At 61.9% G+C, this 19,778-nt stretch carries 21 protein-coding genes and 1 pseudogene; 4 read left to right on the top strand and 18 right to left on the bottom strand.

Annotated features, from left to right (window positions below):
- Positions 1–32 precede the first annotated feature (32 nt).
- The 5 genes from IZV00_RS08130 to IZV00_RS08150 are packed head-to-tail and all read right to left on the bottom strand — an operon-like array spanning position 33 to position 2,657.
- Entirely contained in the window at positions 33–500 is a 468-nt protein-coding gene (locus IZV00_RS08130) for an SRPBCC family protein (protein WP_196224199.1), read from the bottom strand.
- The gene (locus tag IZV00_RS08135; protein ID WP_196224200.1) at positions 497–985 is read right to left on the bottom strand and encodes a VOC family protein; all 489 of its coding nucleotides are present in this window, start codon (positions 983–985) and stop codon (positions 497–499) included. The genes IZV00_RS08130 and IZV00_RS08135 overlap by 4 nt, the downstream gene beginning before the upstream one ends.
- A gap of 11 nt (positions 986–996) precedes the next feature.
- On the bottom strand, positions 997–1,800 hold the full coding sequence (locus IZV00_RS08140; protein ID WP_196226570.1) for a VOC family protein: 804 nt from the start codon (positions 1,798–1,800) through the stop codon (positions 997–999).
- A 25-nt stretch (positions 1,801–1,825) separates the two neighbouring features.
- Positions 1,826–2,182 (bottom strand): DUF1428 domain-containing protein, encoded by a 357-nt coding sequence (locus IZV00_RS08145; protein WP_196226571.1) that lies wholly within the window; start codon positions 2,180–2,182, stop codon positions 1,826–1,828.
- A 31-nt stretch (positions 2,183–2,213) separates the two neighbouring features.
- Complete coding sequence (locus IZV00_RS08150) at positions 2,214–2,657, bottom strand: VOC family protein (RefSeq protein WP_196224201.1); 444 nt, start codon at positions 2,655–2,657, stop codon at positions 2,214–2,216.
- Between the two features lie 123 nt (positions 2,658–2,780).
- On the opposite strand from IZV00_RS08150, the gene IZV00_RS08155 reads away from it, so the two are divergent.
- On the top strand, positions 2,781–3,449 hold the full coding sequence (locus IZV00_RS08155; RefSeq protein WP_230463136.1) for a winged helix-turn-helix transcriptional regulator: 669 nt from the start codon (positions 2,781–2,783) through the stop codon (positions 3,447–3,449).
- On the opposite strand, the gene IZV00_RS08160 is transcribed toward IZV00_RS08155, so the two are convergent.
- The 3 genes from IZV00_RS08160 to IZV00_RS08170 all read right to left on the bottom strand — a co-directional run bounded on the left by IZV00_RS08160 (position 3,446) and on the right by IZV00_RS08170 (position 6,869).
- A complete protein-coding gene (locus IZV00_RS08160; protein ID WP_230463137.1) occupies positions 3,446–4,219 on the bottom strand; it encodes a hypothetical protein in 774 nt (257 codons plus the stop codon). The two genes, IZV00_RS08155 and IZV00_RS08160, sit on opposite strands and share 4 nt — an antisense overlap.
- A gap of 185 nt (positions 4,220–4,404) precedes the next feature.
- Positions 4,405–5,418, bottom strand: coding sequence for an NAD(P)H-dependent flavin oxidoreductase (locus tag IZV00_RS08165; protein ID WP_196224202.1), 1,014 nt, complete (start codon positions 5,416–5,418; stop codon positions 4,405–4,407).
- Positions 5,419–5,603: 185 nt separating this feature from the next.
- On the bottom strand, positions 5,604–6,869 hold the full coding sequence (locus tag IZV00_RS08170) for an aspartate kinase (protein WP_196224203.1): 1,266 nt from the start codon (positions 6,867–6,869) through the stop codon (positions 5,604–5,606).
- Between the two features lie 385 nt (positions 6,870–7,254).
- On the opposite strand from IZV00_RS08170, the gene ubiG reads away from it, so the two are divergent.
- Positions 7,255–7,989, top strand: coding sequence for a bifunctional 2-polyprenyl-6-hydroxyphenol methylase/3-demethylubiquinol 3-O-methyltransferase UbiG (ubiG, locus tag IZV00_RS08175; protein WP_196224204.1), 735 nt, complete (start codon positions 7,255–7,257; stop codon positions 7,987–7,989).
- Between the two features lie 280 nt (positions 7,990–8,269).
- On the opposite strand, the gene ahpF is transcribed toward ubiG, so the two are convergent.
- The 4 genes from ahpF to IZV00_RS08195 all read right to left on the bottom strand — a co-directional run bounded on the left by ahpF (position 8,270) and on the right by IZV00_RS08195 (position 11,817).
- Positions 8,270–9,850, bottom strand: coding sequence for an alkyl hydroperoxide reductase subunit F (ahpF, locus tag IZV00_RS08180; protein ID WP_196224205.1), 1,581 nt, complete (start codon positions 9,848–9,850; stop codon positions 8,270–8,272).
- Positions 9,851–10,013: 163 nt separating this feature from the next.
- On the bottom strand, positions 10,014–10,577 hold the full coding sequence (gene ahpC, locus IZV00_RS08185) for an alkyl hydroperoxide reductase subunit C (RefSeq protein WP_196224206.1): 564 nt from the start codon (positions 10,575–10,577) through the stop codon (positions 10,014–10,016).
- Positions 10,578–10,694: 117 nt separating this feature from the next.
- Positions 10,695–11,399 carry a transcriptional regulator BetI gene (gene betI / locus IZV00_RS08190; RefSeq protein ID WP_196224207.1) on the bottom strand — a complete coding sequence of 235 codons (705 nt, stop codon included), beginning with the start codon at positions 11,397–11,399 and terminating at the stop codon, positions 10,695–10,697.
- A 73-nt stretch (positions 11,400–11,472) separates the two neighbouring features.
- Positions 11,473–11,817 (bottom strand): ArsR/SmtB family transcription factor, encoded by a 345-nt coding sequence (locus IZV00_RS08195; RefSeq protein WP_196224208.1) that lies wholly within the window; start codon positions 11,815–11,817, stop codon positions 11,473–11,475.
- 287 nt (positions 11,818–12,104) lie between these two features.
- Between IZV00_RS08195 and IZV00_RS08200 the strand changes: the two genes are divergently transcribed.
- Positions 12,105–13,244, top strand: a complete 1,140-nt coding sequence (locus IZV00_RS08200) for a site-specific DNA-methyltransferase (RefSeq protein WP_329604452.1) — start codon at positions 12,105–12,107, stop codon at positions 13,242–13,244.
- 113 nt (positions 13,245–13,357) lie between these two features.
- Positions 13,358–14,481, top strand: a pseudogene (folP, locus tag IZV00_RS08205) (dihydropteroate synthase).
- Between the two features lie 23 nt (positions 14,482–14,504).
- On the opposite strand, the gene IZV00_RS08210 reads toward folP, so the two are convergent.
- The 6 genes from IZV00_RS08210 to glmM all read right to left on the bottom strand — a co-directional run bounded on the left by IZV00_RS08210 (position 14,505) and on the right by glmM (position 19,696).
- Positions 14,505–15,500, bottom strand: a complete 996-nt coding sequence (locus IZV00_RS08210; RefSeq protein WP_196224209.1) for an IS30 family transposase — start codon at positions 15,498–15,500, stop codon at positions 14,505–14,507.
- Positions 15,501–15,817: 317 nt separating this feature from the next.
- A complete protein-coding gene (locus tag IZV00_RS08215) occupies positions 15,818–16,435 on the bottom strand; it encodes a L,D-transpeptidase family protein (protein ID WP_230463354.1) in 618 nt (205 codons plus the stop codon).
- A 346-nt stretch (positions 16,436–16,781) separates the two neighbouring features.
- Positions 16,782–17,381, bottom strand: a complete 600-nt coding sequence (locus tag IZV00_RS08220; protein WP_196224211.1) for a ribonuclease HII — start codon at positions 17,379–17,381, stop codon at positions 16,782–16,784.
- The gene (thiD, locus tag IZV00_RS08225) at positions 17,374–18,135 is read right to left on the bottom strand and encodes a bifunctional hydroxymethylpyrimidine kinase/phosphomethylpyrimidine kinase (protein ID WP_196224212.1); all 762 of its coding nucleotides are present in this window, start codon (positions 18,133–18,135) and stop codon (positions 17,374–17,376) included. Before thiD ends, IZV00_RS08220 begins: the two co-directional genes overlap by 8 nt.
- Entirely contained in the window at positions 18,132–18,356 is a 225-nt protein-coding gene (locus IZV00_RS08230; RefSeq protein WP_196224213.1) for a DUF1272 domain-containing protein, read from the bottom strand. Before IZV00_RS08230 ends, thiD begins: the two co-directional genes overlap by 4 nt.
- The gene (gene glmM / locus IZV00_RS08235; RefSeq protein WP_196224214.1) at positions 18,356–19,696 is read right to left on the bottom strand and encodes a phosphoglucosamine mutase; all 1,341 of its coding nucleotides are present in this window, start codon (positions 19,694–19,696) and stop codon (positions 18,356–18,358) included. The genes IZV00_RS08230 and glmM overlap by 1 nt, the downstream gene beginning before the upstream one ends.
- Between the last annotated feature and the right edge of the window lie 82 nt (positions 19,697–19,778).

Here is a 19,778-nt window from a genome sequence, read left to right on the forward strand (position 1 = left end):
CCTCCCACTCCCGATAGGAAGGAATTACCCCATCAAGCCGTCGCCGCCGAAGTCTCACACAATTCCTTGAACTGCTGCGCCATCTGATCCCATCCCGGATGAAACCCCATTTCCTCATGCCGCTTCAGCGCTTCCTCGCTCCAGTGACGCGCCGTAGCGGTAAACCGCGTCCCCTCACCCTCTGCGACAAAGCTCCAGATCGACGTGAGAAACGGCTCCTGCGGTATCCAGCCGGAAGCATAAGCATCGGTCGACACAACCCGCTCGCCTGGCACGACCTCAAGGAAGATGCCCTCCATCGGCCCGGTATCCTCGCCATCGGGGCCGAACATCCGCACGGCGCTCCGCCCACCGGCGCGCAAATCTTCCTCGATCACTTCAGCCCGCCACGGCTTGGGGCAAAACCATTGGTCCTTCAGGTCCGTCCACACCTTCCACACGATCTCGCGGGGGGCGGCGATGTGACAGCTGACCGACAGCTCATGTTGCGCGCCGCTCATACCGTAGCTCCCTCATAAGCCGCCTTCATCCGGGCAAGGTCCAGCTTCTGCATGGTCATCATCACCGCCATCATCGGCTGAATGCCGGGACCGCCCTTCCGGTGCATTTCCATCACTTCTTCGGGCACCAGCTGCCAGGAAAGGCCATATTTGTCCTTCACCCAACCACAGGGACCGGGCGAGCCGCCATCCGCCGTCAGCGCGTCGAAATAGCGGTCCAGTTCCGCCTGATCCTCGCAGGACACCGACAAGGACACCGCTTCGGTAAACGGAAATTTCGGCCCGCCGTTTAGGCCCTGATAGCTTTGCTCGAACAAGGTGAACTCCACCAGCAGCACATCGCCTTCCTTAAAAGGAGCAGGGCCAGGAACATCATGCGGATAGCGGCTGATCGAATCCACCGAGCCGCCAAAGACGGAAACGTAGAAGCGCGCAGCTTCCTCTGCCTGTCCGTTGAACCACAGACAGGGTGAAATCTTTGACATCGTTCCTCTCCTTACGCTGCGCCGGTGCGCATGCCGACCAGCGCGAACATCGCGCCTTGCGGGTCGGTAGCCTGGATGATCCACGCGCCGCCCGGCACTTCGGCAGGACCATTGAGCACAGTGCCGCCGCCCGCCTTCACCTTCTCCACGCCCACATCGATGTCGGGCACCACGAAGTAGAACAGCCATTGCGGCACCGGCATTTGCTCGGGCTTGCGCATCATGCCGCCCTCCATCGCGTTGAACTCGGTGGCGCCGGACATGGAGAAAAGCTGATAGCTTCCCATCGGCCCCATATCCATCGCCTCGCCCTTCCCCCAGCCGAACTGGGACGTGTAAAAAGCCAGGTCCGCGTCGAAATTGCCGCTGTAAAGCTCGTGCCAGCCGACATGGCCGTTCGCCATCGGCGGCGCGGCGTCCATGCCATCGGGGCTGGAACCCTTGAGCAGCATGAAGATCGCCCCGCCCGGATCGCTCATCACGGCAAAGCGGCCGACGCCGGGAATATCTTCCGGCGGCCGCTTCACGCTTGCCCCCGCGCCGCTCAACCGCCCGGCATCCGCATCGACATCGGCCGATCCGATATAGCCGCCCCACCAGGGCGACATGCCGCAATCCTTTGCCTGCGCCGGAATGCGCATGATACCACCCACAGGACCCGCGCTGCCGGACACGACATTATAGGGATCGTCCGTCCGCTCGCCCCCAAAGGGCTGCGCCGTCCAGCCTACCACGTCGCCGTAGAAGGCGATCGCCGCGTCGGGATCGCTGGTCATCAGTTCATACCAGAAGAATTTGCCGGTGAGATCGGTCATCATCCGTCTCCTCTAAAAGAAAATTTCAGGCCTTTTGGTCGAGCATCACGTCGAACCCGCCATAGATCATCCGCGCGCCGGAAAAGGGCGGTTCCCCATCTTCCTGCATGCGGGGATCGTTCATCACCTTCTCCTGCCCTGCATCCCGCGTCGCCTTGTCAGGCCATTCGATCCAGGAAAAGACGACATCCTCGCCCTCTTCGGCGATCACGGACGTGCGGAAGTCATTGACCTTCCCCACAGGCACATCATTGCCCCAGCATTCCACCATGCGCAGCGCGCCATGCTCCAGGAAGATCGGCGCCGCGCGGGCCGCAAGTTCCTGATAGCGCTCCTTGTTGCCCTTGGGCACGGGAACCACGAAACCGTCGATATAGCTCATCATCGCTCTCCTTATATCTGTCAGGACGAAGTCAGGCGGCCGTTACCGGCTGCTTGCCAGCCAAAGCCGCCTCCATGTCCATCCACGCGAGTTCCCAGATATGACCATCCAGATCGGCGAAATCGCGGCCGTACATGAAACCATGATCCTGCAACGGATTGGGTTCCGTTCCACCCGCCGCCAGCGCCCTGCCCATCGTCGCATCAACCGCCGCCCGGCTTTCCTCGCTGAGCGCGAGCAGCACCTGCGCCGTATCATGCGCATTGGGAATGCGGCGCGCCGTGAAGCTGGAAAAGCGTTCATGCGTCAGCAGCATGACGTGGATCGTGTCGGAAAAACTGACCATCTGCGCGCTGTCATCGGCAAAGTCATTGTTCCGCACAGCGCCAACCGCCTCGTAAAAGGCGATGGAAGCGGACAAGTCCTTCACCGGCAGGTTGACGAAAATCATCTTGGGCGCGGGGGCATCGGGCATCACGCATCTCCTTGAACATCGCGGCAAGGAGCTATCGCCCTCGACTCACCGCCTTGAACTTTGTGGACCCATAGATTATCTTATGCAACATATAAGTTAGAAAAAATAACTAAGGACTCGCAATTGAAAAAGCGCGCCTATCAGGATGGCTGTGCAGTCGCCCATGCTCTGGACCTTATCGGCGACCGCTGGGCCATGCCCATCATGCGGGAATTGATGCTGGGGCCAAAGCGCTTCACCGATCTGCGCGCCAGCCTGCCCGGAATCAGCGCCAACGTGCTGACCCAGCGACTGGAGGAGCTGGAAGCCGCCAGCGTCGTCATCCGCCGCCGCCTGCCCCCACCCGCCGCCAGCCAGATTTACGAACTGACGCAATGGGGCCGCGAGTCGGAAATCCTATTCCAGGTCCTCGGCCGCTGGGCCTGCCGTTCACCCACGATGCAGCCCGGCCAGCCGATGAGCAACGTCTCGGTCGTCCTATCCATGCGCACGATGATCGACCGCAGCCGCATTGGCGATCTGGACGCCGTGATCGGCTTCCGCTTCGGCGAGGAAGAATTTCGCGCTCTGCTAAAGGACGGCGACTTCACCATCGATCGCGGCCCGGTCGAGGGTGCAGACGTCGTCCTCAGCGGTGACCAGAACGCCTTGGCTGCCGTCGTCTATGGCGGAGTTAGCTTCAAAGACGTCGCCGACGCGCTGCAAGTCGAAGGCGAGCAGGCACTAGCGGAACGCTTCGTGCGCCTGTTCCCCCTGCCCGCCAAGGCCCCCGCGACCTACCCGCCGACTTAGCGAGTAATCGGGAAAGTCGGCACAACCACACGCGGCGCAGACGTTGCGCCCGGCACCAGCGCCTGCCCGCTTTCCTCACGCAACCTTGGCAGCGCAGGCGGCGGCACAAAGCCCGCCCCGATTTCCGCAGGCGGCTTGGGCGGCGGCGGCAAAGGCGTTGGCGATACAATCACCGTCACCGTTCCCCCAAAGCGCGACTGCCATTCCGCCAGCCGCCGCAGATAGTCGGCATAAGCCTCGTAAAATTCCTGGAACGGCTGCTCAAGCGCGGTCAATGCCTCCGGAGCATAGCCCAGCAGCTGGCTCGACGGCATCGCAAGCACCTTCGCCCCGACCTCGATCGCGGCCTTGCAGAAGGTCGGCTGAACCGGCGGCAGCGAGAAGAAATTATAGACGACCGTATTCAGCAACTCGCGCGACTGAAGGCCCCCGCTCCCATAAGCGGCCGTATAGTTGCGATCGACTGCGGCATTGGCTTCCCGAAGAACGTCCTTATGCACCCGCAATATCTGATTATATTGCACCCGCGCCGGTTCGTTCACGCCATGGCAGGACAAAGCAGCGACATTCAAAGCCATCCGGACATGCCATAGCGCCGTATTAGCCGTCACCCCACGATTGGGCGTCAGATATTTGCCCTGCGGATCAACCTCGGGAATGCTCATATCCGCCACGGCCCCCATCGGCGGCAATGGCTTGATCGTCCGAACGACCGGCGGCGGAGGCGTCGGCGGCGCCTTGGGAGTCGAACAGCCTGCAACCAGCGCCAAGGTGGCTACGGAAGCGATTGTCCAGACGCGACATGAAGCAGCACGCAACGGCAACCCGATATCCCTTATGATGAACTGTCTGCGCAAAAACTCATGGCAAAGCCGCGCGTTCCTGGCGATGACCGCCCGGATCACTTCATCCCTCAAGAGATTCGGCTCGTCCCGATATCGGGACCGGACGAGCCTCAGGCGCTACGCCGCTCCAGCGCAACCGCTGCTTCGGCCATCAATTGCGCGATGATCTCCGCGACCGGCTCTTCTTTGGTGACCATGCCGACCGACTGTCCCGCCATCAGCGACCCGCCCTCGACATCACCATCGATCACCGCACGGCGCAGCGCACCTGCCCAATAATGTTCGATCTGCAACTGCGCCTCGCCCATGTCCACAGAGCCACTGTCGAGCAGGTTGGCGACTTCACGCTGCTTGGCGGTGAATGCTTCCGTGCCATTGTTCTTGAGCGCACGCACGGGGATGACGGGCAGGCGCGGGTCGATCTGCACACTCGCGATCGCGTCGCGAGCGGACGCGCGGAAGAAGGACTTTTTGAAATTCGGATGCGCGATGCTCTCGACAGCGCAAGCAAAACGGGTGCCCAGCTGCACGCCCGCCGCACCCATTTCCAGATAGGCGGCGATCGCCTCGCCGCGCCCGATGCCGCCCGCAACGAACACCGGCACCTGCGAAGCCATTTCGGGCAGGATTTCCTGCGCCAGCACGCTGGTCGCCACCGGGCCGATATGACCGCCCGCCTCCATGCCCTCGACCACCAGCGCGTCCACGCCCGAACGCACCAGCTTCTTCGCCAGGCTGAGCGCCGGGGCGAAGCAGATGAGCTTGGCGCCCTTCGCCTTGATCGCCTCGATGCTGCCCTTGGGCGGCAGGCCACCTGCCAGCACCACATGGCCAACTTCATGACGAGCGCACACTTCGATCAGGTCGAACAGCTGCGGATGCATGGTGATCAGGTTCACGCCAAAGGGCTTGGACGTCAGCGCCTTCGTCGCCGCGATTTCCTTGTCCAGCAATTCAGGCGTCATCGCACCACAGGCAATCACGCCGAACCCGCCTGCATTGGAGATGGCCGCCACCAAATTCCGCTCCGACACCCAACTCATCGCCCCACACATGATCGCGACCTGAGACCCAAGAAATTCGGTGCCGCGAGCCATCAGGGAAGTGAGTTTGGCGTTGGTCATATGCAGAGCCTTTGAATCAAATAGCCCCTCCCGCAGGCGGGAGGGGTTGGGGTGGGCAGGCGCGTCAGCGCCCGCTCCGAGCGATCCCGACAGAGCAGAAGCTCGCTAACGCTCGCCCCCACCCTTGAACAGAGTCACGTGACTCTGTTCAACCCCTCCCGCTTGCGGGAGGGGAATAGCTTTTGTCAAGCGACCGGCGCGTCCAGCCCGTAAGCCGTGTGCAACACACGCACCGCCAGTTCCGTCTCATCCTCGTCGATCAGCACCGAAACCTTGATCTCGCTGGTCGAGATGGCGAGGATATTGATCCCACGCTCCGCAAGCGACTTGAACATGGTCGAAGCAACACCCGCATGGCTCTTCATGCCGACGCCCACGACGCTGATCTTCGCGACCTTCGTATCGGGGATCACGCGATTGAAGCCGATCTCTTCCTTCTGGCTCTCCAACACGTCCAGCGCCCGGGCAAGGTCTGCGCCCGGCACAGTGAAAGTCACGTCCGTCTCACCCTTATCGCGGCCGACATTCTGGATGATCATGTCGACGTTGATCGCCGCATCGGCCAGCGGGCCGAAGATGTGCGCCACGGCGCCCGGACGATCCGGCACGCGGGTCAGGGTGATCTTCGCCTCATTCTTGTCATGGGCGATGCCGGTGATGAGCTGACGTTCCATCTTGTCTTCCTTGAGCTTGGCTTCCAGTTCCTCTTCGCTGACGATCAGCGTACCGGGGAGGTCGGTCTGGGTGGGATCATCGAAGGAGGAAAGCACCTGCACGACCACGCCTTCCTTCATGGCGAGGCCGACCGAACGGGTCTGGAGCACCTTGGCGCCGACCGAGGCCAGTTCCAGCATTTCCTCATAGGTGACGAGGTCCAGCTTGCGCGCCCGCGCCACGATGCGGGGGTCGGTGGTGTAGACGCCGTCCACGTCGGTATAGATGTCGCAACGATCGGCCTTCAGCGCCGCCGCCACGGCCACAGCAGACGTATCCGACCCGCCGCGACCCAAAGTCGAGATGCGGCCATCCTCCATCATGCCCTGAAAACCGGGGATGACCGCCACGGTGCCGCCGCGCATGGACGAAAGCAGGTCGATCGTGTCGATCTCACCAATGCGCGCCTTGGCATGGGCTTCATTGGTGCGAATGGGAAGCTGCCAGCCGAGCCAGCTGCGCGCGTCCACACCCATGGCCTTCAAAGTCATCGCCAGCAGACCGCTCGTAACCTGTTCGCCGCTCGCGACCACGACGTCATATTCGGCCGGGTCGTAAAGCGCGGATGCTTCCTTGCAGAAGCCCACCAGCCGGTCGGTCTCCCCCGCCATGGCCGACACGACGACGGCGACTTCATGGCCTTGTTCGACGACATGTTTCACGCGCGCGGCCACGTTGCGAATTCGCTCCATCCCCGCCATGGAGGTGCCGCCGAATTTCATCACGATGCGCGCCATTTGCCTGTCAAACCTGTCTGCTGATCTGGAAAGCGTCCCTCCCCCTCCGGGGAAAAACGGCGCCGCTATAGCAGCAGCGGCGGATATGGCAAGCAAGCCATCGGCCCGGCGGAACACCATGGTGCCGTCGCTCATGCATATCGCCGCCCCGCAAGACTTAGAGCTTCATACCTCTATCTGAATCACGCTACCCTGTTCGGGCTGAGCTTGTCGAAGCCCTCTTTTTCATGAAAAGAAACAGAGTCCCCTTCAACTACCTGCTTACAGCGCTCAGGACAGGCTTCGACAGGCTCACGGCGAACGGAAGCAGGAGGCGGTGCTGGTTTAAAGCATGATGCTTTAAATGCCCGTGGCGCGTCGGCGCGCAGCTTGATAGTCAGGGCGCATGGCCAATTCAGCGACAAGCACGATCGATCCCCGCGAAGCCGCCCACTTCGGCGCGATGGCAGCCGACTGGTGGGATCCCAAGGGCAGCAGCGCAATGCTGCACAAGCTCAATCCGGTAAGGCTGCGCTATATTCGTAGCGCGATCGACCGGCACTGGCTTGGCGAGGAAAGCAGCTTCCACCCGCTTGAAGGCAAATCTGCGCTGGATGTCGGATGCGGCGCGGGCCTGCTGTCCGAACCTCTGGCGCGGTTGGGCGCTGCCGTCACCGCGCTCGACGCGGCGGAAGAAAATATCGCCATCGCCCGCGCCCATGCGGACGGTCAGGGTCTCCTGATCGACTATCGAGCGACGCCGGTCGAACAGCTCAACGCCGGAAGCTTCGATCTCGTCACCTCCATGGAGGTCGTGGAGCATGTCACCGACCCCGCCGCCTTCGTCCGTGCGCTGGCGGGCAAGCTCAGTCCCAACGGCCTGCTCATCATGTCCACGCCAAACCGCACGCCCCTTTCACGCCTCGCCATGATCAGCATCGGCGAAGGTATCGGCGGCATTCCAAAGGGAACGCACGACTGGGACAAGTTCCTGACGCCCGATGAACTGACCGAGATGCTGGTCAAGGCCGGACTGGAGGTGACCGATGTAACCGGCCTCTCCTTCGACCCGCGCAAAGGCTTCACGCTTTCGTCGAACAAGGCGATCAACTATCTGCTGACGGCGCGCCACGCTGGCTAGCCTCATTCCAAGCATCGAGGTGTAAATCGACACCACCTCTAAGGAACACCGTTCGCCCTGAGCCTGTCGAGCCGAAGGTCGGCGACGCCAACGGCTTTACTTCCTTTGTCAAGAAAGAGGGCTTCGACATCCGAATGAGGCAAGTGACTCGTTCGGACAGCCCGAACGGGGTGAGGCATTCAATCAAGAGGTACGGCCACCTCAACCCAACACACTAAGAAGCGGCCGCCACCGGGCCTGGGGGCGACCGCTTCCCAGCCCCCCGCTCGGGGCTGTCTCGTCAGGCTGCTTGCGCCGCCTCTTCCGAAGCGGGCAGGCGGATCAGGTAGTCGAATGCGGAAAGCGCCGCTGTCGATCCCGCGCCCATGGCGATCACGATCTGCTTGTAGGGCACGGTCGTGCAGTCACCCGCAGCGAATATCCCGGGCTGACTCGTTTCGCCCCTGGCGTCAATCTCGATCTCTCCGCGCGGCGACAATGCGATCGCGTCCTTCAGCCATTCCGTGTTCGGGACCAGCCCGATCTGCACGAAAATACCCTCCAACTCGACATCATGCTCCTCGCCACTGTTGCGGTCCTTGTAAGAGAGGCCCGTAACCTTGGCTCCATCGCCGTCCACCTTGGTGGTAAGCGCCGAAGTGATGATCCGCACATTGGGCAGGCTGGCGAGCTTGCGCTGCAACACTGCATCGGCGCGCAGCTGGCTGTCGAACTCGATCAGCGTCACATGGGCAACGATGCCGGCAAGATCGATGGCCGCTTCGACGCCGCTGTTGCCGCCGCCGATCACTGCCACGCGCTTGCCTTTGAACAAGGGACCATCGCAATGGGGGCAATAGGCCACGCCCTTGTTGCGATATTCCTCTTCGCCCGGCACGCCCATCTGCCGCCAGCGGGCGCCGGTCGACAGGATGACGGTGCGCCCCTTCAGCGACGCGCCATTTTCCAGCACGACCTCATGATAGCCGCCCTCGCTCTTGGCCGGGATCAACTTGGCCGCCTTTTGCAGGTTCATGATCTCGACATCATAATCCTTCACATGGGCTTCCAGCTGCGCGGCGAGCTTCGGTCCCTCCGTGTGGCTTACCGAGATGAAATTCTCGATCGCCATCGTGTCGAGCACCTGCCCGCCAAAGCGTTCCGCCGCGACACCCGTGCGGATCCCCTTGCGTGCCGCATAGATCGCCGCCGCCGCACCAGCGGGACCGCCGCCGACCACCAGCACCTCGAAAGGCTCCTGCGCCTTGATCCTCTCTGCCGCCCGATCCGCCGCGCCGCTGTCGATCTTCGCGACGATCTGCTCCAGCTCCATCCGGCCCGAAGCGAAAGGCTCGCCATTCAGGAACACGGTCGGCACCGCCATCACCTGACGCGCATCCACCTCTTCCTTGAACAGCGCGCCGTCGATGGCGACGTGGCGGATCCGGGGATTGAGCACGCTCATCAGGTTCAGCGCCTGCACCACGTCGGGGCAGTTCTGGCACGACAACGAGAAGTAGGTTTCGAAACTGAAATCGCCGTCCAGCTCCTTGATCTGCTCGATCAACTCCTGCGCCGCCTTGGACGGATGCCCGCCCACCTGCAACAGCGCCAGCACCAGCGAGGTGAACTCGTGCCCCATCGGAATGCCCGCAAAGGTCACGCCGATATCGGTCCCCGCCCGCCGGATCATGAAGCTGGGCTTGCGCTTGTCATTGCCGGACGTGACCGTCACCTTGTCCGACAGCTCGGCAATCTCGTTCAGCAAGCCTTCCAGCTCGCGCGACTTCGCGCCTTCATCCAGCGACGCCACCAGCTCGATCGGCTGCGTGATGTTCGCCATATAGGTCTTCAGTTGACCCTTCAGATTTGCGTCCAACATCTTCGTAGCTCCATTGAATTGGCGCGCCGCCCGTGGGCACGCGGGTCCGCTTGCCGGACGATACGACCCGAAGGCCCGGCATGTCAGCGGTCAAATTGTCAGGTGAAACCCCCGCCGGGCCGGGGAGTTGCTCGACCCGGCCCGGCGAAAGGTCAGGTTTTGCTTAGATCTTGCCGACGAGGTCAAGCGACGGGGCCAGGGTTTCTTCACCCTCTTCCCACTTAGCCGGGCACACTTCACCGGGGTGAGCGGCGACATATTGCGCAGCCTTGACCTTGCGGAGCAGTTCGGTCGCGTTGCGGCCGACGCCTTCCGAAGTGATTTCCATGAACTGGATCACGCCTTCGGGATCTACCAGGAAGGTCGCGCGGTCAGCAAGACCCACGCCCGGACGCATCACGTCGAAATTGTTGGTGATCTGGCCCGACTGATCGCCCAGCATATAATAGTTGATCTTGCTGATCGCCGGAGATGTGTCGTGCCATGCCTTGTGGCTGAAATGCGTGTCGGTCGAAACCGAATAGACTTCGACGTTCAGCGACTGCAGCGTCGGGTAGATGCCGGCCAGGTCTTCCAGCTCGGTCGGACACACGAAAGTGAAGTCAGCGGGGTAGAAGAAGAAAATCGCCCACTTGCCCTTCACGTCCGCGTCAGTGACGTCGACAAACTTGCCTTCCTTGAACGCGGTGGCTTTGAACGGCTTGATGCTGGTGTTGATGAGAGCCATGGGCTTTCCAGTTCCTTCTTAGGGTTGCTGTTGCCCGGCCTATGTAGGGAGGTCGCTACCCAAGGGGAAATTGCTTTTATTCACACCTGTTATTGAGAAAAGCGATCACCAGCCACATCATTGATCGACGGTCTCGTCCCTTGGCTTCTGGATGACATAAGTCATGGCTTCCCTGGCCATCTCCAGCGCCTCATCGATAGTGAAAGTCGAGGAATCCAGACAAAGCTCCAGCCACAGCCCATCCAGCATGGCGGTCAACCCGATAGCCGCGATCCGCGCAGCCGGACGCGGTATCTGCGGCGCCGCCTCGCGCAGCAACACCTCCAACCGCTCGCGCGATCCGCCATAGGTTTCCGCATGCGTCGCGGCGATCTCGGGACTGGTCTTCACCAGGCTCCAAAAGGAAATCCACGTCGCCAGCAAATTGGGATCCAGCACCGGCGGCTGCAAATTCGCCCTTATATAAGCCCACAGCCGGTCAAGCGGATCTGGCCCCGCCTCTGCCACGGCCTGTTCCAGCGCCGCCGCCACCTTCTTGCCAACATCGCGGTAGGTGGCGAGGATCAGGGCATCGACACCATCGAAATAATGCGTCAGCAACCCTGCCGACACGCCCGCCCGCGCGCAGATGGCCCGGACGGAAGTCGCGGCTACGCCCTTCTCCGCAAGACACTGCGCCGTCGCTTCGATCAGCGCCTGACGCCTGACATCGGGCGACTCTCTGACAAAGCGTGCGCGCCCCTCTATTCTGCCAAGGCGGCCTGCAATCTTCTCCACGTCTCTTTTCCCGTCACCATGCCGCACCCCATCGGAGCGGTCCATCCCGCCACATGGACACCGCCTTCGATCACCATTTAGGCCAGCAATGCAAGGGGAATTATGGCGCGCAGCCCCGTCAGGCAGGCTCGCTCAATTCTTCCAAAGCGGTAAAGCGTTGCGACCACAGCGCCCCGTAAATCGCCATCCATTGCACGACCGGAGCCAGGCCCTTCACCCGCGCCGCATAATAGGTCTCGCGCCCCGCCCGGCGAGCCGTCACCAGACGCGCACGCCTCAGCTTCCCCAGATGCCGCGACACCATCGGTTGCGACACCTCAGATACGGCCGTCAGAGCATGGACGCTCTGCTCCCCCTCCTTCACCAGATATTCCAGCAGAGCCCGCCGCGTCCCGTCAGAAAGCGCCTTGAAAAGTTCATCACATGCCGCCGAGCGGTCGCCGCCTGAAAGTGTATCGTTCATTGCGAAGTCATAACCAAATGATTATGAATAGATCAAGCGAAGACCGTTTTTGAGGGGTCGAAGCGACGTTAACCAAAAAAAGTTGGCGGGGTCCAGCAGCTGAGTCTTTTGAGTCACACCACCTGATATTGAGTCCCTTGGTTAAATCCGGACTCAACATGTCGTGTCTACCTCCTTCGTTCTCACGCTGTTAACTTTTGTCTGAGGCTCTACGGCTAAGCCGTTGATCTTGACGCCGGACTCTCGACGACTCAACGCTGGTCCTCGAAACATATGGGGGTCACATAATGGGTGTCATGGAACGCGTCGCACCGCGGCGTAAAAGGGCGGTTGCGCCGATTGAAAAAGAGGCGGTCAACGTCCCGGCAAACTGCCTGCTGCGCGGCGACTGCATCGTCGAAATGGCAAAGCTGCCCGACGCTTGCATCGACATGATCTTCGCTGATCCGCCCTATAATCTTCAGCTAGGCGGCGACCTGTTCCGTCCCGAAGGCGGCCGGGTGGATGCCGTCGACAATGACTGGGATAAATTCGACACGCTCAGCAGCTATGACCGCTTTACCAAGGCATGGCTGGCGCAGGCCCGCCGTATCCTGAAGCCCAATGGCAGTATCTGGGTCATCGGCAGCTACCACAACATCTTCCGCGTCGGCACCGCCCTTCAGGACGAAGGCTTCTGGATTCTCAACGACATCATCTGGCGCAAGTCCAACCCCATGCCCAATTTCAAGGGCACCCGCTTCACCAACGCGCATGAAACGCTGATCTGGGCCAGCCAGGGTGAGGACGCCAAATATACGTTCAACTACAAGGCGATGAAGACACTCAATGACGAGCTGCAAATGCGCTCCGACTGGGTGCTGCCAATCTGCGGCGGGCAAGAACGGCTGAAGCGCAACGGGACAAAGGCGCACCCGACGCAAAAGCCCGAAGCCCTGCTCTATCGCGTGCTTCTGGCCTGCACCAAGCCCGGCGACGTCGTGCTCGATCCCTTCTTCGGCACCGGCACCACCGGCGCGGTCGCCAAGCGTCTCGGCCGCAAATGGATCGGCATCGAACGCGAAGACAGCTATATCGAAGTCGCGATGGAGCGCATCGAAGCCGCCCTGCCGCTGGACGAATCCGCCCTCACCATCATGCAAAGCGCCAAGAGCCAGCCCAAGGTCGCCTTCGGCACGCTGGTCGAAACCGGCTACCTTCAGCCCGGCGCTATCCTGACCGACGCCAAGCGCCGCTGGCAGGCCACCGTGCGCGCGGACGGCTCGCTCAGCGTCGGCACAGACACGGGTTCGATCCACAAAATGGGCGCAACCCTGCAAAATGCGCCCAGCTGCAATGGCTGGACCTTCTGGCACCATGAAGTCGACGGCGCCCTCAAGCCCATCGACACGCTGCGCCAGACGTACCTGCTGGCAAACGAGCCATGAGATAATCAGACCTCAAAATTCAAATTAATCTCCGTTCGGGCTGAGCCTGTCGAAGCCCTTTCCTTTCTTTAATAGAAAAGACCCTTCGACAGGTTCAGAATGACCGGGAAAATATGACCCTTTCCACTCTCCCCCAGGACGCCCGGCTTTACCTAAAGCCCACATGGTTCGTCCCCTCCCCCATCGGCCTGCCCGATGGGTCCGCCGCACGCATGGCCAACGGCCTCCTCTGGTTCCAGGCCTATGAGCTAACCGCCCTCCAAGGCTCCCAACGCCTGACCCGGACCACCATCCCGGTCGCCCAGTTCGCGCAAACCATCGCCACCCTCCCCGACGCGCTCGCCGAACGAGCACAACGCCTCGCCACAAACATCTCCGCCCAACGGCAGCCACTCGCCCTAGGTGACCGCACCATCCGCTTCGACGCGCCGCAAGTCATGGCGATCCTCAACGTCACGCCCGACAGCTTCTCCGATGGCGGCAAGCATATGGACGACCCGCAAGCCGCAGCCGACGCAGGCTTTGCCATGGCGGCCGCAGGCGCCGCCCTCATTGACATAGGTGGAGAATCCACGCGCCCCAAAGCGCCCAAGGTCTGGGAAGGCGACGAAATCGCCCGCGTCGTCCCCGTCATCGAAAAGCTGGCCGCCGCAGGCGTCCCGGTGTCCATCGACACCCGCAAGGCGGCGGTAATGGAAGCGGCTCTCGCAGCAGGCGCAAAGGTCATCAACGACGTCAGCGCCCTCGCCCACGATCCCCGCGCGATGGAGGTCGCCGCGCGCGCTACCTGCCCCGTCATCCTGATGCATGCACCATCATCCGGCGATGACCCGCACGACAATCCCGGCGGCTATGGCGATGTCGTCGCCGACGTGTTCGACATGCTCGAATCCCGCATCGAAGCCTGCGTGGCGGCAGGCATCGCTCGCGACCGGATCATGATCGATCCGGGCCTCGGCTTCGGCAAATCGCTCGCCGACAATCTCGCGCTGGTCAACGGCCTCGCCACCTTTCAGGGCCTCGGCGTACCCCTGCTCTTCGCCGGAAGCCGCAAGCGATTGATCGGCGCCCTCTCCAACGAAGCCCCCGCCCCGACCGCCTCGGCGGCTCCATCGCCCTCGCCTTCCGCGCCGCGCAATCCGGCGCGCAGATGGTCCGCGTCCATGATGTGAAGGAAAGCGTGCAAGCCCTGCACCTATGGCGCGGCCTAGCCGACGCAGGACTTAGTGCGGTCTGAAGCATGATCATGTTTGAGTGATGTCACCCCGGACTTGATCCGGGTGTGGATTCACATTGGAAGTGCAACGGGATGAAGGTTTCGGCTGGAGTTTTGAAGCCGAGGCATTTTCGGGGTGTGTTGTTGTAGTTTGCGATGATGGCGTCGATGGCTGTGTGGGGCAAGGCTGCGAGATTGGTTTTGCGGGGGAGGTTGCGGCGGAGGCGGCCGATGGCGTTTTCGACGCCGCCTTTCTGCCATGGTGCGCGAGGATCGCAGAAGTAGGCGTCGAGGCCGAGTTGGCTGGCGATGTGCTGATGGCGATTGAACTCTGTGCCATTGTCGAAGGTGATCGATTTTCGCAGTTCTGCGGGCATGGGTGCGAGCATCCGGACGAGGGCGGCTGCGACGGGATCGGCCTTCAGACTGCCTTGCGGGACGGCGAAGGTGAGCCGCGAGTGCCTTTCGTGAGCGACGAGGACAGCCTGACCAGCAGTTGAGAAGAGCATGGCGTCGGCTTCCCAGTGGCCTGCCTGCTCGCGGGTTGCGATGCTTTGGTGGCGGCCGTGAATCGAAGGACGGTCGGCATAGCGCGGCCATCCGCCCTTGGTGCGCCAGCCGCGCTTGTACTTGGCGCGGGGCAGGTAAAAGCGCCAGCGCCGGTCGTTGGTGCGTTTGAGCTGCGCATAGACGAAGCGATAGATCGTCTCGTGGCTGATGATCTTGCGCCCAGCCTCAAGGGTAAGGCGTCCGGCAACCTGCTCGGGCGACCACCCCTGTGCGAGGCGGTCGAGTATGGCCTCGCGCAAGGCATCCTCGCGCTCGAGCCTGGTGCCGGCCCAGCGTCGCGCCTCTGCTTGGGCTTGCGCGTAGGCTGGCTGATAGCCGACCTTCGCACCGGCATTGCGCTTCAACTCGCGCGCGACGGTCGACGGCTGGCGATCCAGAGTTGCAGCGATTTGCCGGATCGATTGCCCGGCTTCGCGAAGCCGGGCAATCGAACATCGCTCCTCGATCGATAACTGGCGGTAGTTCGACATGGCAACACCTGTCTGAGGTGTTGCACTTCGTTTGTGAACTCAGAGGGGTCCCGCTTCTTGACCCTGCCGATGCAGCGGGACCCCGGGTCAAGCCCGGGGTGACGGAAAATCAGCCTTAATGCGATGCTTCCGTGTAAAAAGATCAGCCTCTAAGGATCGCAAGCACTCTTAACCCGGTCGCCCTGAGCCTCGGGCCAACAACCCACCCCCGTTCGGGCTGAGCTTGTCGAAGCCCCTTCCTTCTCTTCAGCAATCAACCCGGAAAGCTGCAATGGGCTGCTATCAGCGCGAAGCCGTCCCGTAACCACCACACCAACCTACCACCGCCGCAACCTTGGCCGAAACACACTCGGATCAATCGCCAGCACCGGTACATCCCTGGCCGCCAATTCAACCTTCGCCTGCTCCACCACCGGCGGCCTGGCACCGGGCGTGAAAGTCACCACCGCCGTCCCCGGATCATCCAGCACCAGCCGGTCCAGCATCAACGCAGGCCCCAACTCATCCGCATTCACCCGAACCAGCGTCCCAAGCTGCGTCATCCCAAACAATGTCCGGGCAAAGGCGGTAGGCAGCCTTATGCAGCCATGGCTCGCCGGATAGCCCGGGTTATGCCCCGCATGCAGCGCCACCCCATCCCATGTCAGCCTTTGCATGAACGGCATGGGCGCATTGCTGTAGAGGTTCGAGCGATGCCATTCCCGCTTTTGCAGGATCGTAAACTCGCCGGTCGGCGTCCGATGCCCCGCCGTGCCCGTCGATACGCTCGCCACGCCCACCAGCCGGTCGCCGCTATAGACATGCATCATCTGCCGCTGAAGGCTGATGATCAGGTAAACCGGCCCATCGAACGGCCCTTCCTCCAACCAACGATAGCCGCCCGGCCGCACCACCTCACCATCGGGAATCGCGGCCTCAGCAGCAGCTTCACGCATCGGCGAAAGAGAAGCTAGGGCGACCAGCGCCAGCAGGAACGGCATCACGCGCATTAAGTCTTTCTTAGTCATAATGCACGGAAACGCCAGCCAACAAGCGGCCTCCCACTCGCGTTTCTTAATCCCCCGGTGGCACAGGTTAGAGCATGATCAGTTTGAGTGATCGTCACCCGGACTTGCTCCGGGGTCCCGCTTCTTATCCGATACTGCCGAGGCAGCGAGACCCCGGGTCAAGCCCGAAAGCCCGCTCCCAAGGATTGATCTTGTCACGGCAGAAACCAGCCGCCGCCGGGTTTACCCTCGAATGGCCAAAGTCGGCCTATCCGGCGGCCATTCGGCCGAAGTCCTACAACAGCACCAACTGAGCCACCGGGGCAAAGCTGCGGCGGTGCAGCGGCGTCGGACCATGTTCCCGCAACGCCGCCAGATGCATCGGGCTGCCATAGCCCTTATTGCTTTCCCAGCCATAATGGGGGTGCACCACGGCCGCCTCCACCATCATGCGGTCGCGCGCTTCCTTGGCCAATATCGACGCAGCGGCGATCGACAGGCATTTGGCGTCGCCCTCCACCACGGCCGTTGATGCCCACCGCCATTTCGGGCAACGATTGCCGTCCACCAGCACATGCGCACAATCATGCGCCAGCGCCTCCACCGCCCGCGTCATCGCCAACATCGTCGCCCACAGGATGTTGATCTCGTCAATCTCCTCGACCGACGCGACCCCAATCCCCCAGCACAACGCCCGCGCCTTGATCTCGACCTCCAGCACAGCGCGCCGCGCGGCGGTCAGCTGCTTGCTGTCGTTAAGGCCATCCGGGCAATCCTCCTGGCGCAGGATGACGGCAGCGGCCACCACCGGCCCCGCAAGCGGCCCCCTGCCCGCTTCGTCCACGCCCGCGACCAGGCCCGGATGATGCAACCGCTCATGCGCAAAATCAGGCATGCTGGTGAAACCCCAACGGCGCCCCCATAGGCCCATGACCCTGCCCCAGCCCCGGCGCCAACATCAACGCTTCCCGGACATATTTACGAGCAAATTCAATAGCTTCTATCAGATTAGAGCCCTGCCCCAACCGAGCAGCAATAGCACTGGCCAAGGTACACCCGGTCCCATGCGTATGAATCGTTTCAATTCGCGCATTGCTCCATGACTTCACCAACCCTTGCGGTCCAATCAGCCGATCGGTCAGCATTGCCCCCTCGCCATGCCCACCCTTCGCCAGCACATGCGTACCGAAACGGATCGCAATCTCCTCGCCCCCCAGCGCCTCCAGCTCCGGAATATTCGGCGTCACCAAAGTCGCCAGCGCCATCAGCCGCTCAAACGCCGCAATCGTCGCCTCATCCGCCAGCACCGATCCACTGGTAGCGACCATCACCGGATCGAATATGATCGGAACATCGACCAATTCGGCCAGTCGATCAGCAACGGCCTGCGCAGTTTCAGCCGAACCGATCATCCCGATCTTCACCGCATCCACGCCGATATCGCTGATGACGCTGTCCATCTGCCGCAACACCATATCGGTGGGCACCGCATGCACGCCCTGCACCCCCAGCGTATTCTGAGCAGTGATCGCCGTGATCGCCGTCATCGCGTGCCCGCCCAGCAGCGTAACTGTACGGATGTCCGCCTGCACGCCAGCCCCCCCGCCACTGTCCGACCCGGCGATGATCAAAATGCGCGCGGGTTTCATGCCTTGTAGTGACGCTCGGTAGAGGCGGGATGGCGCGCGAGCGCTTCGCCCGTGCGCGTCGGCCGGTCCATGAGTTCCCCGCCGCAATTAGGGCAACGATCATCAAGCGCCTCGGCACAGGCAGCGCAAAAGGTGCATTCGAATGAGCAGATGAACGCTCCCGGCTCCGCAGCTGGCAGATCCACGCCGCAGCGCTCGCAATCAGGACGCATGTCGAGCATCAGGCTGCCACCCGCGCCACTGCGTCACAGATTCGCTCGACGACATCCTTCACCTGATCTTCCCGATCGCCCTCGGCCATGACACGGATTACAGGCTCCGTGCCGGACGGACGAATTACCAATCGGCCGCAGCCATTGAGTTCACTTTGCGCCTGCGCAATCACCCGCTTAACCTCCTCATGCTCCAGCGGCCTGCCACCGGAAAAACGGACGTTCTTGAGCAGTTGCGGCACGGGATCGAACTGATGCAGCACTTCGCTGGCGGGCTTGCGCGCGCGGACAAGCGCAGCAAGCACCTGAAGCGCCGCCACGGTCCCATCGCCGGTCGTCGCATAGTCGGACAGGATCATGTGACCCGACTGTTCACCGCCGACATTGAAGCCACCCTCACGCATCCGCTCCAGCACATAGCGGTCACCAACCTTTGTGCGCTCGAGATTGATGCCCTGCGTAGCCAAAAAGCGCTCCAAGCCGAGGTTGGACATAACCGTCGCAACCAGTCCGCCCCCCCGCAGCAATCCATCGCGGGCGAAATTGCTGGCGATCAGCGCCATGATCTGATCGCCATCAACTATCTGGCCCTTCTCATCCACGACGATCAGCCGGTCGGCATCGCCGTCAAGAGCGATCCCAATATCCGCACCGGACGACACGACTGTTTCCTGGCACAGAAGCGGAGAAGTAGATCCGCAACCATCGTTGATATTGATGCCATTTGGCGTCACGCCAATCGCGATCACCTCAGCGCCCAATTCCCAAAGAGCCGAGGGCGCGACCTGATAAGCGGCGCCGTTCGCGCAATCGACGACGATCTTCAGCCCGTCGAGGCGAAGGTCGGCGGGAAAGCTGGATTTGACCGCATGGATGTAGCGGCCCCGAGCATCCTCGACCCGGCGCGCACGTCCGATTTCCGATGATGCTGCAAGCGGAATATCCTGCTCCAGCATCGCTTCAATCTTCAGCTCGTCTTCGTCGGAAAGCTTGTAACCATCGGGTCCGAACAGCTTGATCCCGTTGTCGGCATAGGGATTGTGACTGGCCGAAATCATGACGCCCAAATCTGCCCGCATGGAATGAGCAAGCAGCGCCACGGCAGGCGTTGGAATCGGTCCGAACTGAACAACGTCCATCCCCACCGCAGTGAAGCCCGCGACCAGCGCGTTTTCGACCATGTAGCCGGACAGGCGCGTGTCCTTGCCGATCACAACCCGATGCCTATGGCTCCCCCGCTGAAAATGCTTTCCGGCGGCCATGCCGACCTTCATCGCGAGTTCTGCGGTCATCGGCCATTGGTTCGTACGGCCCCTGATCCCGTCGGTGCCGAAATAACGCCTGCTCATGATTCTGTCCTGCAACGCGACCTAAGTTGCCGTCGTCCATAGCAATCTTTGTTCGACTTTCCACTGGCCAGCAGTCATCCCA

The sequence above is a fragment of the Sphingobium sp. Cam5-1 genome, from assembly GCF_015693305.1.
Lineage (GTDB): Bacteria > Pseudomonadota > Alphaproteobacteria > Sphingomonadales > Sphingomonadaceae > Sphingobium.